The 16588-nt window shown below is 47.7% G+C and carries 20 protein-coding genes; 2 read left to right on the top strand and 18 right to left on the bottom strand.

Going from position 1 to position 16588, the window contains the following annotated elements; all coding sequences use genetic code 11:
- Nucleotides 1–10: 10 nt before the first annotated feature.
- From A8L45_RS16080 to ccmA, 10 genes are all read right to left on the bottom strand, one after another.
- Entirely contained in the window at nucleotides 11–775 is a 765-nt protein-coding gene (locus tag A8L45_RS16080) for an MlaA family lipoprotein (protein ID WP_068904123.1), read from the bottom strand.
- Nucleotides 776–854: 79 nt separating this feature from the next.
- A complete protein-coding gene (ccmI, locus tag A8L45_RS16075) occupies nucleotides 855–2072 on the bottom strand; it encodes a c-type cytochrome biogenesis protein CcmI (RefSeq protein ID WP_068904121.1) in 1218 nt (405 codons plus the stop codon).
- A complete protein-coding gene (locus tag A8L45_RS16070) occupies nucleotides 2072–2530 on the bottom strand; it encodes a cytochrome c-type biogenesis protein (RefSeq protein ID WP_175402003.1) in 459 nt (152 codons plus the stop codon). Before A8L45_RS16070 ends, ccmI begins: the two co-directional genes overlap by 1 nt.
- A gap of 26 nt (nucleotides 2531–2556) precedes the next feature.
- A complete protein-coding gene (locus A8L45_RS16065) occupies nucleotides 2557–3111 on the bottom strand; it encodes a DsbE family thiol:disulfide interchange protein (protein WP_068904117.1) in 555 nt (184 codons plus the stop codon).
- On the bottom strand, nucleotides 3108–5096 hold the full coding sequence (locus A8L45_RS16060) for a heme lyase CcmF/NrfE family subunit (protein ID WP_068904115.1): 1989 nt from the start codon (nucleotides 5094–5096) through the stop codon (nucleotides 3108–3110). The genes A8L45_RS16065 and A8L45_RS16060 overlap by 4 nt, the downstream gene beginning before the upstream one ends.
- Complete coding sequence (gene ccmE, locus A8L45_RS16055) at nucleotides 5093–5578, bottom strand: cytochrome c maturation protein CcmE (protein WP_068904112.1); 486 nt, start codon at nucleotides 5576–5578, stop codon at nucleotides 5093–5095. Before ccmE ends, A8L45_RS16060 begins: the two co-directional genes overlap by 4 nt.
- Nucleotides 5575–5781, bottom strand: a complete 207-nt coding sequence (ccmD, locus tag A8L45_RS16050; protein WP_068904110.1) for a heme exporter protein CcmD — start codon at nucleotides 5779–5781, stop codon at nucleotides 5575–5577. Before ccmD ends, ccmE begins: the two co-directional genes overlap by 4 nt.
- A 1-nt stretch (nucleotide 5782) precedes the next feature.
- On the bottom strand, nucleotides 5783–6520 hold the full coding sequence (locus tag A8L45_RS16045) for a heme ABC transporter permease (protein ID WP_068904108.1): 738 nt from the start codon (nucleotides 6518–6520) through the stop codon (nucleotides 5783–5785).
- Between the two features lie 30 nt (nucleotides 6521–6550).
- Nucleotides 6551–7219, bottom strand: coding sequence for a heme exporter protein CcmB (ccmB, locus tag A8L45_RS16040; protein WP_068904106.1), 669 nt, complete (start codon nucleotides 7217–7219; stop codon nucleotides 6551–6553).
- On the bottom strand, nucleotides 7216–7836 hold the full coding sequence (gene ccmA, locus A8L45_RS16035; protein ID WP_068904104.1) for a cytochrome c biogenesis heme-transporting ATPase CcmA: 621 nt from the start codon (nucleotides 7834–7836) through the stop codon (nucleotides 7216–7218). Before ccmA ends, ccmB begins: the two co-directional genes overlap by 4 nt.
- Nucleotides 7837–7945: 109 nt before the next feature.
- Between ccmA and A8L45_RS16030 the strand changes: the two genes are divergently transcribed.
- Both A8L45_RS16030 and A8L45_RS16025 read left to right on the top strand, forming a co-directional pair.
- Nucleotides 7946–8779 (top strand): hypothetical protein, encoded by an 834-nt coding sequence (locus tag A8L45_RS16030; RefSeq protein ID WP_068904102.1) that lies wholly within the window; start codon nucleotides 7946–7948, stop codon nucleotides 8777–8779.
- 10 nt (nucleotides 8780–8789) lie between these two features.
- A complete protein-coding gene (locus tag A8L45_RS16025) occupies nucleotides 8790–9206 on the top strand; it encodes an EscU/YscU/HrcU family type III secretion system export apparatus switch protein (protein WP_390336260.1) in 417 nt (138 codons plus the stop codon).
- Between the two features lies 1 nt (nucleotide 9207).
- Here the strand turns inward: A8L45_RS16025 and A8L45_RS16020 are convergent, their stop codons facing one another.
- The 8 genes from A8L45_RS16020 to cheY are packed head-to-tail and all read right to left on the bottom strand — an operon-like array spanning nucleotide 9208 to nucleotide 16541.
- A complete protein-coding gene (locus tag A8L45_RS16020; protein ID WP_068904100.1) occupies nucleotides 9208–9636 on the bottom strand; it encodes a DUF2802 domain-containing protein in 429 nt (142 codons plus the stop codon).
- Entirely contained in the window at nucleotides 9636–10124 is a 489-nt protein-coding gene (locus A8L45_RS16015; RefSeq protein WP_068904097.1) for a chemotaxis protein CheW, read from the bottom strand. The genes A8L45_RS16020 and A8L45_RS16015 overlap by 1 nt, the downstream gene beginning before the upstream one ends.
- A gap of 34 nt (nucleotides 10125–10158) precedes the next feature.
- On the bottom strand, nucleotides 10159–11316 hold the full coding sequence (locus tag A8L45_RS16010) for a chemotaxis protein CheW (RefSeq protein ID WP_068904095.1): 1158 nt from the start codon (nucleotides 11314–11316) through the stop codon (nucleotides 10159–10161).
- Nucleotides 11306–12085 (bottom strand): ParA family protein, encoded by a 780-nt coding sequence (locus A8L45_RS16005; RefSeq protein WP_068904093.1) that lies wholly within the window; start codon nucleotides 12083–12085, stop codon nucleotides 11306–11308. The genes A8L45_RS16010 and A8L45_RS16005 overlap by 11 nt, the downstream gene beginning before the upstream one ends.
- A 9-nt stretch (nucleotides 12086–12094) precedes the next feature.
- A complete protein-coding gene (locus tag A8L45_RS16000) occupies nucleotides 12095–13231 on the bottom strand; it encodes a protein-glutamate methylesterase/protein-glutamine glutaminase (protein WP_068904091.1) in 1137 nt (378 codons plus the stop codon).
- A 14-nt stretch (nucleotides 13232–13245) separates the two neighbouring features.
- Nucleotides 13246–15378, bottom strand: a complete 2133-nt coding sequence (locus tag A8L45_RS15995) for a chemotaxis protein CheA (protein WP_068904089.1) — start codon at nucleotides 15376–15378, stop codon at nucleotides 13246–13248.
- 9 nt (nucleotides 15379–15387) lie between these two features.
- Complete coding sequence (locus tag A8L45_RS15990) at nucleotides 15388–16140, bottom strand: protein phosphatase CheZ (protein ID WP_068904087.1); 753 nt, start codon at nucleotides 16138–16140, stop codon at nucleotides 15388–15390.
- Nucleotides 16141–16172: 32 nt separating this feature from the next.
- Nucleotides 16173–16541 carry a chemotaxis response regulator CheY gene (gene cheY, locus A8L45_RS15985; RefSeq protein ID WP_068904085.1) on the bottom strand — a complete coding sequence of 123 codons (369 nt, stop codon included), beginning with the start codon at nucleotides 16539–16541 and terminating at the stop codon, nucleotides 16173–16175.
- Nucleotides 16542–16588: the final 47 nt, after the last annotated feature.

Below are 16588 nucleotides of genomic sequence, written 5' to 3'. Positions count from 1 at the left end.
TAACTAGCGATCACTCATCGATTTCATCTAACAAACCCTCAAGGTCTTCATCATTCAGTTCTTCAACTTCCGTATCATTACCTCGCGCTTTGAAGTCTTGATTCTGCAAGTAGGCATCACGAACGAACTTATAAGGATCTGGAGAGCTATCTAACAACGCCTGCTGCTTTGATAACTCTGCCCGGGTTTCAAGACCACCAATCACGAACTTTGCGACGGCCTGAGGAAATGAAAGCAAAGCAAGTGGTGGATAAAGACCATCAACCACTTTACCCGCTGAGGCACGTACCGTTGTTGGTCCATAGCCAGGGATCATAAGGTAAGCACCATGACCAACGTCGTAATGACCAGCAGCATCGCCGAATTCACGATCACTCATTTTCTGTATATTGGCCGCTGAGGCAATATCAATAATGCCGCCAAGCCCGAACAAGGTATTTATCCAGAAACGGTTGAAATGATTCACCGCATCTTTGCCTTCAAGCATAAAAATACTGTTAATCATGCTGGCTGGCTCAGAGAGATTATCAATAAAATTAGACAGGCCTTTCCGGGTCCAGGAAGGTACGTAGCCGACATAAATATCCGACGCAGGCTTAACCAAATAAGGGTCAAGATAGTCGTAATTCACCGCCCACATGGCACGGTTGAACTCCTCTAGAGGATCGTCAGGGTTGGTCCTGACTTCAAGTCCAGCTTGCTCCTGAGGGGTTTGAACACAGCCAGTGACAATGAAAATAAGTCCTATGGCTAATATTAATCGCTTAAAATACAAAACTTTATCCAATTATAGATAACAAAACAGGCTGGCAAAATGCCAGCCCTTCCAAAGCTACCGCTCAATTATAACTGAGTTAGAAGCGTTTATTGATACTAACTTGAGACTTATCTCCCAGCTTTGTCGGTTTACTCTCGCCGTACCAGTCTCCCTTTTTCGTCGTCACATTGCCGTCGTTATCAAGTCGGGCTCTGACTACAATGCCAGACAATGACGACATTTTTCGGGCTTCAAGCATGTTATCGGCATCAGTCAAGGTTACAGTGACTGGGAAAGTAGATGCTTTTATTCGTTTTGCTGCATAGGGCATTGTCGCCCCATCAGCAGAATGCACAGAGACAATTAATGCTGCATTCTGCGGAACTTTCACCTCATCTGACAAAGAAACGGTCACTGTCACCGATGACGTATCGTCTGTTATACCGAGGCGTGCTTTAGCCTGCGCAATACTCATATCAAGCATCTTATGTCGTGAGTCATTTGCGGGTAAAAAGGCTTTCATTGCAGACCATGCATCAATCGCCTCGTCGAACGCTCCTCGGCCAAATGCTTCAAACGCCAGTAAAGAGTATGCTTGAGTATTGGTATGATCCTGACCGATCACTTCACGCAGGATTTTTCGGGACTGCGAGACATAGGTTTCATCGCCCGTGTACAACATTGCCTGTGCGTAACCGAGCTTCATTGTCATATCATTGGGTTTCAGTTTGTAGGCTTTTTCCATTGCACCCAATGCGGTGGTCATATCGCGGTTAGATAACCCTAAACGACCCAACAATAACCAACCTGTCGCGTCGTCAGGTGACTGCTGAAGTTTGGTTCGTAAAGCAAGCGTCAAATCTGTCATTTCCTGATCGCTCAGTGGCTCAGCCTCGCTGTCCATCAGGCGATCTGACAGTTCAGGCAGGTTCTCGGTCACCTGATACCAATGACTGACCTTGTCGCTATGCCCCTCAACAAAATACAAACCGTAGCTCAGACCAACCAGTACAATGATACCGGGCATTAGCATCCAGAGCTTCACACCTTGGCTCTGAACAACGTCTTTATTGGCCGGTATGTCATCGAGAAGGGATTTTTTTAGCTCAACTTCTAACTCAGACTTATCCTCGACCAAACCCTCGCGACTTTCCTCGTCGATTTCAGACATACGCTCGCGATAAAAGGCCTTATTGAGTTGGTCACGACTGGCTGCGACATCCTGATTTTTTCCGCTGAACATGGGCAAGACGAATATCAACACGGACAACAGCACAATTAAAGCAGTTGCCACCCAAAACCAGAGTTCGATCATTACTTCGGATCCTTTTGCTTCTCTTCTTTCTGGCTGTCTTCAAGTAAAGCGGCCAGTCTTTCCTCTTCATCATGGTTCAAAGCGTTATCTGACAACACAACTTTCTCTTTGCGCCGGCTGCGCAATACCAAGACAGAAAACCCCAACACGATGAAGAGAGCGGGACCAGCCCAGAGGATAAATGTAGAGCTGGTAACAGGAGGATTATAAGTGACAAAGTTACCATAGCGGGCAACCATGTAATCGATGATCTCTCTTTCTGATTTCCCTTGTTTGATCATCTGATAAACCTTCATTCGAAGGTCCTGTGCCAAACCGGCGTTGGAATCAGCAATATTGTTGTTTTGACACTTAGGACAGCGCAGCTCTTTTCCCAATGAATGGAAAAGGGCTTCTTGTTCCGGCGTATCAAATTGATAGACATCAACAGCAGCGCAGACTGAGAATGTCAGTATCACAGCGAAAAAACCTGTTAGCAGTCTGGTCATGATGCAGTCTCCGCTAACAGCTTTTCATACATAGGCTTCAGCGTTGAGTTCCAGTTCTGGTCATTAACATCGCCGACATGTCGGTAACGAATTATGCCATTTGCATCAATCATAAAGGTCTCTGGAGCACCATAGACACCCAGATCAAGCCCTAACATGCCGTTACCGTCAAACAAAGTAATAAGGTATGGGTTACCTAGGCTGTTGAGCCAGTTCATGGCTTTCAAGCGCTCATCTTTGTAGTTCAGACCAATAATTTTCACCCCATCAACAGCAAGGGTATTAAGAAAAGTATGCTCGCTGTAACAGGTAGGACACCAGGTTGCCCAAACATTCAGCAGTAATGGCTTACCTTTAAAAATGCTCTGATCGTAAAGCTTACCCGGCTCGGCCAGATCTTCGAGGCGAAATTCTGGAACGGTTTGCCCCACCAAAACAGATTCAAGTTTTGTAGGACCTTCCCCATCTATTATTCGATCGAATTCAAACAAAAATATAACAACCAGCACCATAAACGATATTAGTGGTACGTAGAAAAATGATCGATTCATTCACGGACTTCCTTCAGACGTGTCGGGGCAACCTGTTCTGATGTTTTTACTGCTTTACGGAAACGATAGCGTTTGTCAGACATTGCACAGACACCGCCAATCGCCATAATCAGGGCACCCAGCCAAATCCAACGCACGAACGGCTTGTAATACAGCCGCACTGCCCAAGCGCCATCATCCAATCGCTCGCCCAGTGCAACATAGAGATCACGGGTCAAACCTGCGTCAATGGCGGCCTCAGTCATCATGGAGCGCTGAACAGAATAGAAACGTTTTTCAGCATGTAATTGAGATATTTGCTCACCGTCGGCAAAAATCTTAAACACACCTTCATAACCTTCGTAGTTAGAACCATTTTTATCTCTCAACCCGGCAAAATAAAATTGGTATCCCTGAATTTCAACAGTATCGCCTGGTGCCATGCGGACATCACGTTCAATATCGTAATTCTGCACCATCGCGATACCTATTACGGTCACCGCCAGACCGAGGTGGCCCAGTACCATTGCCCAGTGACTTCGGCCTAGTTTGCCAAGCCCCGTCCATAGATCATGACGATGCGTAGCACGTTGATACGCCTCAACACCTTGCAATATCACTATCCACAATGCCATTACAGCGCCTACTGCCGCCAACGGCATGAAGGTGTCGGTGAACAACCAGACAAGCGCAACGCCACCCGGGACGGCAACGAGAGCCGTTACAATGAGCTCCTTGCGGAAGTTTTCCAGTTTGTCGCGTTTCCAGCGGATCAAAGGCCCAATACCCAGTAAAAAGGCGAACGGTATGGCTAGCCAAGTAAACAAAGTATTAAAAAACGGTTCGCCGATGGAGACGGAGCCCAGTCCAAGCTGTTTGTGAACCAGCGGCAGCAAGGTGCCCAACAGCACAACAATCAACGCCGCTACCAAGAATATATTATTGGCTAGTAAACCGTTCTCACGGGATAGCAGTTCAAAGTTTCCGCGAACACGTACCTGTGATGCCCGGAAGCCGTAAAGCAATAGAGAGCCGCCAATAACAAACACCAGAAAGGCAAGAATGAACAGGCCGCGAGCCGGGTCAGAGGCAAAGGCATGAACAGAGACCAACACACCAGAGCGCACTAAGAAAGTACCGAGCAGGCTGAGCGAGAAAGCAGAAATCGCCAGCAGAACAGTCCAAGCCTTAAATGTACCCCGCTTTTCAGTGACCGCTAATGAGTGAATCAGAGCGGTGCCCGCCAACCAAGGCATAAAGGAAGCATTCTCTACCGGATCCCAGAACCACCAGCCGCCCCAGCCAAGTTCGTAGTAAGCCCACCATGACCCCAATGCAATACCAAGCGTAAGGAAAACCCACGCTGCCATCGTCCATGGACGAGACCAGCGAGCCCATGCAGTATCTAATCTACCTGAGATCAATGACGCGATAGCAAACGCAAAGGCAACAGAGAAGCCCACATAACCCATATATAGCATTGGTGGGTGAATGATCAGCCCAGGGTCTTGCAGTAACGGGTTCAAATCACGTCCGTCAATAGGAAAGATAGGCAGGGTTCTGTCAAACGGGTTGGAGGTCAGAATGATGAACAGTAGGAAACCAACTCCTATCATTCCCATCACCGCCAAAACACGGGCAACTGATTCTAACGGCATATTACGGCTGAACATTGCTACGGCAACGGTCCAAATCGCCTGAATAAACACCCAGAGGAGAAGTGAGCCCTCATGGGAGCCCCAGATTGCAGTCAGACGATAGTACCAAGGTAAGGCACTGTTGGAGTTACTGGCAACGTAGGAGACAGTGAAGTCGTTAACATAAAACGCCCAGGCAAGGCTTAAAAACGAAAGTAACAACATCAAAAACAGGCCAACTGACAACGGACGCGCAGAGCGCATCATAGCCTGATTCCCGGTTTGTGCTCCCCAAAGCGGATAAATGCTCAGGAGAACAGAAAATGCCAGGGCAATAATAAGAGTAAAATGACCCAGTTCAGCTATCATAGACTGGTTCCTTGTTTCTGCTCATCGCTATATTTCAGCGGTTTGTGAGACTTTTCCATCGCTTCTGCAATTTCCGGCGGCATGTAATTCTCATCATGTTTTGCCAGCACTTCGTGTGCCATTACCGTCGTCGCGTTAACCAGTTCTCCCTGAGCAACGATGCCCTGCCCCTCTCGAAAAAGGTCAGGCAAAATACCGTTGTAGGTTACCGTGACTTCTGGGCCGATGTCCTTCACCCTAAAAGACACTTTAAGAGATTTAGGATCACGCTTTACAGACCCTTCAACAACCATACCGCCAATACGGAGACGTTGTCCCACGATAGGCTTACTACCGTCAGGCTTACCATTGACCAGCTCTGTTGGGGTATAAAACAAATCTATATTCTGATTTAACGCATACAGCATCAAACCTATCGTCGCGCCAGCACCCACTACAAGAGCAAGAGCCAGACCTAGGCGTTTCTTGCGTCTTGGGTTCATAGTGTGCTCTCCAACTCTTTAGCTTTTTTCATACGTTGTTCACGCGCGAGATTGTTTTTTATCTCACGCAGTAATTTACGGTGAGTAAGTGCTGACGTCATAATCAATCCAACCATTGCGAGGACTGTGATGCCAAAAGCACTCCATACGTAAGGGGCATATCCCCCCATGGCAAGAAAATCAGAGAAAGAATCAAAATACATATCAGTGCTCCTCAACCAATTTTCTCACCCACGGACGATGAGATTCTCGCTGGATAATATGGTTTCGAAGCCCCATTAGCGTTGCCCCACCAAAAAACAGAGCAAAGCCGAGAATATTCAGCAACAGAGGCCACAGCATTTCAGGTGCAATGGACGGTTTGGCGAATTTAGTGATGGTCGCCCCCTGATGAAGGGTGTTCCACCATTCAACTGAGAAATGAATGATCGGGAGATTAATAACACCAACCATCGCGAGAATCCCCGCAGCACGCCCACCGGTTTTGTGGTCATCGAATGCGTTATAAAGTGCAATCACACCGAGATAGAGAAACAGTAATATGAGCTCTGACGTCAGGCGGGCATCCCATACCCACCAGGCACCCCACATTGGCTTACCCCAAATAGCGCCTGTCAGCAAGGCAATAAAGGTGAAGACAGCTCCAACAGGTGCCATCGCTGCAGCAGCCCAGTCAGACGTTTTGATTTGCCATACGGTGCCAATGAAGGCGGCGATGGCCATCGACATGTAAGCACCCATTGACCAAATGGCCGCAGGCACATGGATATAAATGATTCTAAAGCTATCACCTTGCTGGTAATCAGCAGGCGCAAATAGCAAGCCCCATATCGTTCCTGTGATCAGAGATAAAATGCCAATGACCATGAACCATGGTGTCAATGTTGAGCACAGTTTGTAGCTTGCTTCGGGTTTCGCATAAGGATGAAGCCATTTCCACATTGCAATATCGCTCTACTTACAATTTTATAGTTAATGAATACTTACTCTTAGCCCTGCCGAAACGGCGAATGGGGCCAGTGTCACAGAGCCAGCCAGCATGGCACCGAGAATGGCAAGTTGCCCATTGATAGCCAGTCCCATAGCCGCTGCATCAATTGCTGACGTAGCAAAAATTAATACCGGAATAAATAGCGGTAGGATCAGCAAGCTAAGAAGCACACCACCTTTGCGCAAACCCACCGTCAGGGAAACACCAATAGCTCCGAGGAAACTGAGTGTGGGCGTACCGAGAAGTAAGGTCATCAACACCGCTTTGTATGTTTGTATATCTAAAGAAAGTAATACCGCGAGTAGAGGGCTGACGATTAACAGTGGCAGGCCAGTAAGAAGCCAGTGTGCCAGTATTTTGGCCAGAACCAATACAGAGAGAGGTTCGGGCATCAACAGCATCTGCTCTAGGGATCCATCAATAAAGTCATCCCTGAACAGTCGTTCTAACGACAGTAGCGCCGCCAGCAACGCAGCAACCCAAATAATACCGGGGGCAATATCCGCCAATAATTGAGGGCTGGGACCGACACCAAGAGGAAAGAGCGTTATCACTATGATGAAAAACCAAATTGGGTTCAGCACGTCAGCCTGTCGCCGAAACGCTATCATCAACTCTCGCCGGACCACGGTCAAAATAGCATCAATCATTCACCCCCCAATTTGATCTTACGCAAACTTTTGTCACTTTCGAACATATCCTGATGAGTTGTAAATAAAACCGATCCGCCGTTGTTAACATGATTCTTAAACAGCTTCTCAAGAACGTTAACACCATGTTTATCAATTGCTGTCAGCGGCTCATCCAATACCCATATCTTAGCAGTGGTTATCCATAGTCTGGCAAGTGCTATTCGACGATTTTGTCCTGCAGAAAGCTGAGCGGCCGGAATATCTTCACGTCCTGCGAGTCCTACACAAGCTAAAGCATGCCATAGCTTGTCCGGATCAGCAGAAATCTGGTGCATTTTGCAGTAGAAAGACAGGTTTTCGAAGGCGGTAAGCTCACGCTTTACACCAGTATTATGACCGAGGTAGAGCAAATCACTGTGGAAGTCATCGCGTTGCGTTCGAATAGCGACCCCATTCCATGAAATGGTGCCGTCGTCGGCCTCACCAAGACCTGTGATGATCCTAAGAAGTGTTGTTTTTCCAGCACCGTTCTGTCCTTCAATCTGAACCAGTTCACCATCTCCTACACTGAAACTCAGGTTTTCAAACAAAACGCGTTCACCGCGGATACTGGTTAGCTGCCGAACATCCAACATAAAAAATGCTGCTTCCTAATAAAGTAATAGTAATAAATACCGATAATATCATAGAGAAGATCGCCACTGTTAGCCGCTCCACCACTTCGCCAGAAAGGGAACTACGTCAGTGATAATTGGAAAAAAACCGCCGTTAGCAATGACGGAAAGCCAGGATGGCAACAAGGTAAACCGACAGAATCATGAGCTATTGGTCAAACAAATGCTCCTTGAATCTAACTTCACCCTATCATCGAAAGGTGCGACGTCAGAGTCACCGCTGTCTTCACAAATTCCCCGCATGACAGCGTTACTTCAATCATTGAACGTACTCCCGCTTTTAGCAAGACGTCTTGATGCTCAGGACTCTCAATTTCAGCCAGTATTACGTCAACTTTTCAAACAATTAATGCTGCCTAATGCTGGCGACACGCAATCTATCTCTCAATGGCTGAGACAACGTCCCGCGGACCAAACATTGGCATCACTGCTCACTATACTGACGAATCAAGCTCTTTCAGCAGACGATACAACGAGTACTGAATTAAAAGCGATGCTGATGTTAACGGCAGAGAAAAGGATTGCTGAATCCCCGCGTGACGGGCAGTTTCACTGGGTATTACCAGTTAATGAGCCTACATTGCCCCCAATTGAAATCAGAGCGTATCGGGAACAGAAACACGACACTCGAGATGAAGAAGATGAGCAGGCTTTTTGTATAAAAATCACCTTACCAATGAATAATGGTGCTTTGCTGGTTGCGGCCGCGCGACTGGATAAATCGTCACTGTCTCTCGATTTTCAATCATCAAATAATCTATTGACCCAAAAGGTACAAAAAGCCGTTCCTGTCCTTGAGCAGGTGCTTGCAGGTCATAACATTGTATTGGGTAACGTCAATGTCGAGACTAAACGCTCAGCACAAGAACCTCAAAACGTTTCCGGCATAAGCATCAAAGTATAAGGACAGACAGATGTCAGATGAAAATAACAAAGAGCTTTCCCGTCGTGTGACACGTCACGTTGCCTCAAAAAGCTCATTGGTTAGCGGAAATATGGGAAGCCAAGATCCAAAGCAAACAAGGTCACAGCAAGGCGTTCAGAAAATCAAAGCAGCAGTCGCACTTCACTATGATGGGCAAGGAGCGCCGTCAGTGGCAGCAAAAGGGTTTGATCACAGGGCTGAACAACTGATCGAGGACATGAAGAGAGAGGGTAAATTGATCCATGAAGATCATGAGCTGGTGCGCTGGTTGCAAAATATGGAAGTGGGTGAAACCATTCCAGAGAATCTATACATCGTGATTGCAGAACTGATTGCGTTTGCGTGGTATCTGGATGGAAAAAACCCTCCACAATGGGAGGGGAAGGTGTTGAATAAGAAGGTGTAACTTACCTTGACGCCCTTTGCTGTCGACGAATATTCATCAGCAATTCAGCTTCCGCTTTGGGTAAATCACACTCTTCCATCAATTCTTCAATGTCTGCCCCCAAATCAACCATTTTCGTCGCACGGCTGTAGAGACGCCCATCCGGGTCCAACATTTCTATTTCGTTCTGCTTCTCTACCAGCGAATCGAACTGGTCGCTCAGATCAGCGAGCTTTCGGCTCATGCCCATCGCTCCCGTGCGCAACTCGTTAAACTGATTCATCAGGTTATCGTGTTGTTTACGGTTATTTTTGAGAAGCAATTCCATTGCCTGCATTTTGGTTTCAATATCTTGCCGATGTTTGCGACTGCGGAGTAACACCAGCACTGATATCACGCAGGAAACAATAAGCAACACATAGGGTAACCAAAATAATGCAATGTCGAGCATTAGAGTCCCTGAACCTCAGACCATTCTTCATCTGTCAAAAGCTTATTCAGGTCGACGAGAATGAGCAGCTTACTTTCTCTGTTACATACGCCCAAAATAAACTTCGAACTTTCGTCAGTGCCTACGCTCGGCGTAGTATCCACTTCAGAAGCACGGAGTTCTACAACTTCAGCCACGCTATCCACGAGGATACCGATAACCTGAGATTCCGTTTCTATAACAATGATACGGGTATTTTCAGTTACTTCGCCATGGACAAGGCCAAATCGGGAGCGAGTATCGATAACCGTTACAACCTGACCACGCAGATTAATGATGCCCAACACATACTCGGGAGCACCCGGTACCGGAGCAATCTCTGTGTAACGCAGAACCTCTTTAACCTGCATGACATTGATGCCGTAGGTTTCATCTTCCAGATGGAAGGTCACCCACTGCAGGCCCTCGTCTTTTACTTCTTCTTCATGGAATTCAGCTACCTGAGACATTTCATTTCCTCTTTACGTGCTGTGCTTCGCTCTATTAAGCCAATGCTCGGGCATCTATACCCTGGTTAAACATATCGGTAAGCGCTTCGACGTGAATCAAAACGCACATTTGTTCCTTGACCAATCCAGCTAACCACGGCCGCCTTCCGGCTTGCTCTCGCCACTGCACTTGCTCTCCGTCAAGGGTTTCCGTACCAAGCAGGGTATTGCACGCTAATCCCCACATACTATCCCCTAGGATCACAATATAACTATAGTCATCGCGATGGCAGTTATCTGTTATTTTTTCGGGCATTACCCATTTAGCCAAGTCAACAACGTCTAATTTCTGGTCTTTCTCTGTCTGTAACCCAATGTACCAGTCAGGCCGACCCAGAAGGTGACTGCATTCACCCAGCGACAAGATGCCACCAAGGTGGGCTAACGGGACGGCGTATTTTACACCATGACATTCAAAAAACAGAACCTCGAATGAGAAGCCAAGGTCGACGTTTTTCCATCCCGGAGGATGACCATTGTCACTGCCTTCCTCCGTCTCAGGTTGAACATCCTGATCCAGATGCTTTTCTTCATCCTGTGCAGCCGATACTGGCTCCTCGGTTTCAGTCATCACATCGTCAGATTTCAACGTTTCAGTCTGAGACGTGGCCTGTGGCTCTGGCTCAGTAACAACGTTTGTAATGACGCTACTGGCAATCTCAGTATCACTATCCGTCCCTAATTCGGTATCGGCAAGCTGAGTGTTTTCTGCAGTGATCTCCTGCGCAATATCAATACGCTCTTCCTCTGCATCAGCAATAAGCACATCAGTGTCACTATCTGGCTGTAACAGTTGAGGACCATCATTTGTCTCATTAAGTCGGCTCAGTAGACGCTCAACATGCGATAAATCGGGAGCCACTCGCTTGAAAACAGTTTCAGGCAGTATAGGAGAAGATTCAGGTAAGGCAGCGACCAAGGCATCCAGGTGGGATTTTTGGCGTCTTTCAGGTATCAGGTGCTCTGCACGATTAGAATACTCGGACTGAGCGTCATCGGTTGGTTCGACAGGACTGTCATCAAGTGGCAGTTCCTGCTGATTAGGGTCGGATGACTCCGGGGCCTCTGGTAGTGAGTCTTCCGACTCATCCAGCAATGCCTCAAAATAATCATCCAGTGCCTGAACACTGGACATGGGGTGATTATTTCTCATCCTGCTCTAACCGCTCCAAATATCTAAGCAGAGTATGATAAGCGAACACTCCGCGACAGTTTTTTGCATAGTAAGAGGGTGGCAGGCTTTTTAAACTTGCATCCCTAAACTTAGTATCAATAGGTACTGCAGATGCCCAGACGTTGTCCGGATACATGGCTTTAAGTTGCTGCAAAGTTTCGAGAGAAGCACGGGTGCGCTTGTCATACATAGTAGGCACAATAGTGACTTTGAATGATGACGCGCGCGATTTTTGCATAATCTGCAACGTGCGCATCATTCGCTCGAGCCCTTTCATCGCCAGAAACTCGGTTTGTACCGGAATAATGATCCTATGACTCGCGGCTAACGCATTCACCATCATTACCCCGAGAATCGGTGGGCAGTCGATCAACGCGTAGTCGTACTCTTCAGCAAGACAAGCCAATGCTTTCTTCAACATCAATCCCATACCACCGCGATTCCCCATCGCCCGGTCAAGGGTTGCCAAAGACATGTGAGATGGCATCAGATCAATGTTGGCGTAGGAGGTGGAGAGGATGAGAGGCTTCACCGTATCTCGGTCGATACGGGGAAGCTGGAATAAATCAAACAGTGAGCCGGGCAACTCATCAGAGTCAAAACCCAGATAGGTCGTCAATGATGCATGAGGATCAGTGTCGATTAAGAGTACACGCTTACCTGACTGGCACAATAAACCAGCGAGTGTCACTGTGGTGGTCGTTTTACCAACGCCCCCTTTTTGGTTAGCAATACTCCAGACTTTCACGCCTGCCCCTTATACCAGATTAAGTTCGACCTTGATTCGCTCCGCAATGCGCGAGAGCGGCAAATCTTCCGTAGATATTCCCTCTTTAGCGACAGCTTGAGGCATACCATATACCACACATGAGTCCGCATCCTGAGCCCAGACGGTAGACCCTGCTGATTTAAGCATTCTTGCGCCTTCGCGTCCATCGGCTCCCATGCCTGTCATCACGATTGACAGCACACCATTGCCGTAGGTTTTCGCTGCCGAACCAAATGTAATGTCCACACATGGCTTGTAGTTCATTCTCTCACCACCATCGACAAGCTTAATGCGAGAAGAACCGGGACGTCCATCAATCATCATTTGCAAACCGCCCGGCGCAAGATATGCACTTCCTGGTCTGATCATTTCCCCATCTTCAGCCTCTTTGACTGTGATATTGCACAAACCATTAAGACGGGTTGCAAATGCAGCGGTAAACGTCGCTGGCATATGCTGAATGAGCACTATTGGCAGCGGAAAATTAGCCGGTAGCGCAGACAGCACTTTCTGCAGTGCAACGGGGCCACCAGTTGAAGTGCCAATAGCCAGTAACTGATAACGTTTTCCGGTCGCTTTAAAAACAGAAGGCGCGCGTTGTACCGGAGTCTTGGACTGCTTTATTTTTTCAGTCAGTGAATGACGTTTTTTTAGAGAGTCGGGCTTTTCCAGTGTTGTTGCTGTGCTTTTAGCCGGAGATAACACGGGAGAACGACGGAGGAAAATTCCTTTTCTGGCAATCTCTTTGACACGATTTTGAAGAAGACTTACCGCTTCGTCGCGGTTACAGGCAATATCTTCAAACTTCTTTGGCAAAAAATCCAGAGCGCCCGCATCGAGCGCGTCCAACGTTGCTTTGGCTCCCTCATGGGTGAGTGAGGAAAACATAAGGATGGGCGTCGGTTGACGCCGCATAATTTCCCTCACCGACGTGATACCGTCCATAACAGGCATCTCGATGTCCATTGTGATGACGTCTGGCTTTAGCTTTACCGTTTTATCAATGGCCTCTTTGCCGTTAACAGCACAGTCAACTACTTCGAGGCGAGGGTCTCCATTAATAATCTCACTGACTCGGCGGCGGAAAAAGCTTGAATCGTCCACCACCAAAACTTTAAGTGTCATGTGTTTCCTTCTTTCTAGTGCCGACCAGCATAACGCTGAAGCAAGTTAGGCACATCCAGAATCAGGGCGATGTGACCATCACTTGTAATGGTTGCACCCGCCATGCCAGGCGTCCCCTGTAGCAGGGTATCAAGAGGCTTAATCACTACCTCTTCCTGACCGAACAAAGAGTCAACAACAAAAGCAACGGGCTGGTGTCCAACCTGAATAATGACAACGTGACCGTGCTCTTTACCATCCCTGTCCCATGGACATAACCAGTCTCGCAAGTAGAACAAAGGTAATGCTCGCTCACGCACAATTAGTGTCAACTGGCCATCTACTGTATTTGTTCTATCGAGATTAAGTGGGATGATTTCCGAGACATTTGACAAAGGAAACGCAAATGGGTTGCTGCCCACACCGACCATCAATGTTGGTAGTATGGCGAGCGTCAACGGCACCTTAATTTCAATACGTGTACCGCGACCCAGCTTGGAATCGATATTGATCGTCCCGTTGAGCTGAGATATCGCCGTTTTCACTACGTCCATCCCAACACCTCGGCCAGAGATATCTGATATCTCGGTTTTGGTAGAGAAGCCGGGAGCAAAAATGAGGTTGTAGGCTTCGTTATCTGTCAAACGTGCAGCCGCATCAGCATCAAGTACACCACGGTTTACCGCAATGTCTCTCAGTTTATCAGGGTCCATACCGCCACCATCATCCTCAATGGTTAGCAAGATATGATCACCTTCCTGAGAAGCAGAAAGCGTCACCGTACCCACACGGGGCTTATCGTTCATTTCCCGGACATCCGGCATTTCAATGCCGTGGTCAACAGAGTTTCTCACCAAGTGGACCATGGGATCAGCGAGAGCCTCAACCAAGTTTTTGTCGAGGTCTGTCTCTTCGCCACGCATCTCAAGCACGATTTCTTTTTTCAGAGCACGGGCGAGGTCACGAACAACGCGAGGGAATCGGCCAAAGACTTTTTTGACAGGCTGCATACGGGTTTTCATCACCGAATTCTGCAGATCTGTTGTGGTGACATCAAGCTCGGTCACTGCGCGAGACATATTCTCGTCGCCGAGGTTCTGGGCTAGGTTTACCAGTCGGTTACGAGCCAATACTAACTCACCGACCATATTCATGATTTCATCGAGTGTCGACGTATTGACCCTTACCGTCTGCTCAGTTTGAGGGGCCGCTTTTTTCTCTTCAGATACTGCTGGCGATTTGGCTGCCGCGACAGGCGGTTTGGCTGCAGGTTTTGGTTCAGGTTTCAGAGCCGCTTTAGGCTTGTCCTCTACCTTAGGTTCAGCTTTTTTGTCGTCTTTGGAATCATCTTCGGAAGCGGTAACCTTGGGTCCCTGACCTTTACCATGAAGGTCGTCGAGCAGTTTTTCAAATTCGTCATCGCTTATTTCATCCGATGACGGACTTTCAACCGTCGAAGACTGGGGAGATGCAGGCTTATCACCATTGTCTCCGTTGGCAGGACCATTACCCGCACCATGCAACTCATCTAATAACTTATCAAACTCGTCGTCGGTAATGTCTCCCGACTCTGCCTTGGTATCAGCAACGACATCTGGCTCTCCGCCAACAGCAGGACCCTGCCCCTCGCCGTGCAGTTGGTCAAGCAGCTTATCAAATTCATCATCAGTGATTTCATCGACAGAGTCACCAGAGATCGCGTCATCGCCTGCATCCGCCGTAACTTCAGGTTCCGGCTCTGGCTCAGGTTCAACGACGGGCTCTGCTTCGTCTTCAGATTCTGGTTTGCTGTATTTGTGAAGTGCTGCAATGAGTTCGGGGTCCGCAGCTGGGATATCTTGATGCTGCTGAACACAAGCGAACTGCTCGTTCACCGTATCCAGCGCCTGCAGAATGATATCCATGACTTCGGGGGTGAGTTCGCGGCCACCATTACGGAGATTATCGAATATATTCTCCGCACCATGACAGGTCTCAACCAGTTCAGTCAATGACAGGAAACCTGCTCCACCTTTGACCGTGTGGAAGCCCCGGAAGATAGCATTAAGAAGATCTTTATCCTCAGGTGCCTTTTCCAGATCGACTAACTGCTCAGACAGAAGCTCAAGTATCTCTCCTGCCTCAATCAGAAAGTCTTGCAGGATTTCTTCATCCATTTCAAAACTCATATTTCACCCCTAAAACCCAAGGCTAGAAAGTAAATCGTCAACGTCGTCTTGACTCTGCATTACTGCTTTTTCTTGACGCTGTTGCTCATTAACGATTGGTCCCTCAGCCATCACAGCAGATTCTTTGTCGTGTACACACTCGGCAATATCTGCCGGGTGCTCGCTATTTTCTTCAGCCTGATGCATGCCAAATGCTGTCAGGATTTCAACTAACTGATTTTCCACTTCGTGAACCAAATCGATCACACGACGGATAACTTGTCCAGTCAGGTCCTGAAAGTCCTGCGCCATCAGGATTTCATGAAGTTGACTCTGGAGAGTCGATGTATCGCCCTCCACTTGACTCAGTAGCTCATCCATCTGATGACAAAGCGTCTTAAAGTGCTCGAGCTCAATGCGCCCATTCATCAAGTCATTCCATTGCGGGCGTACCTGAGAGAGACATGTAGATAAATTATCTGCAATTGGAAGCGTCGCCTCCACCGCATCCATTGTGCGATTTGCTGCCGTCTCGGTCTTTTCAATTACAAAATTAAGTCTGTCCTTCGCGTCGGGTATCTCGCTAGTCGCAAGATCACTGACCCGTTGATCAAGACTGAAATTCGTCAACGAATTGTGTAACTGCCGTGTCAGTTTTCCAACCTCATTGAAGAGCGGATTGCTAGCATCGTCGACTAACGATGCCAACATTGCATTCGCGTCTTCCTGCTTCCCTTCTTCGAGTAAACTGACCAGACTTTTAGCTTGGTCAAGAGAAATCATTACCTATCAATCCTTTACTGCAGGAAAGGGAATTACATGCGCTCGAAAATCTTATCCAGTTTTTCTTTCAAAGTAGCAGCAGTAAATGGTTTAACGATGTAGCCGTTAACGCCTGCTTGCGCCGCTTCAACAATCTGCTCACGCTTGGCTTCCGCCGTGATCATCAAAACAGGCAAATGACGAAGGCTTTCGTCGGCGCGGATGTGCTTGAGAAGCTCAATCCCCTGCATGCCGGGCATATTCCAGTCCGTAACGACAAAATCAATGCCACCCTGCTTTAAAATTGGTAAAGCGGTTAAACCGTCATCGGCCTCAACAGTATTGTTAAACCCCAGATCACGAAGAAGATTTTTAACGATTCGGCGCATTGTTGAGAAATCGTCAACAACGAGGATTTTCATATTTGTGTTCAAAGTTGCCTCCGGTGAGGTCTCTTATTGTTGTTAAT

The organism is Veronia pacifica, from assembly GCF_001707825.1.
GTDB classification, from domain to species: domain Bacteria; phylum Pseudomonadota; class Gammaproteobacteria; order Enterobacterales; family Vibrionaceae; genus Veronia; species Veronia pacifica.
The sequence above is the reverse complement of the archived record's forward strand: the minus strand, read 5'-3'. Positions and strand labels throughout refer to the sequence as shown.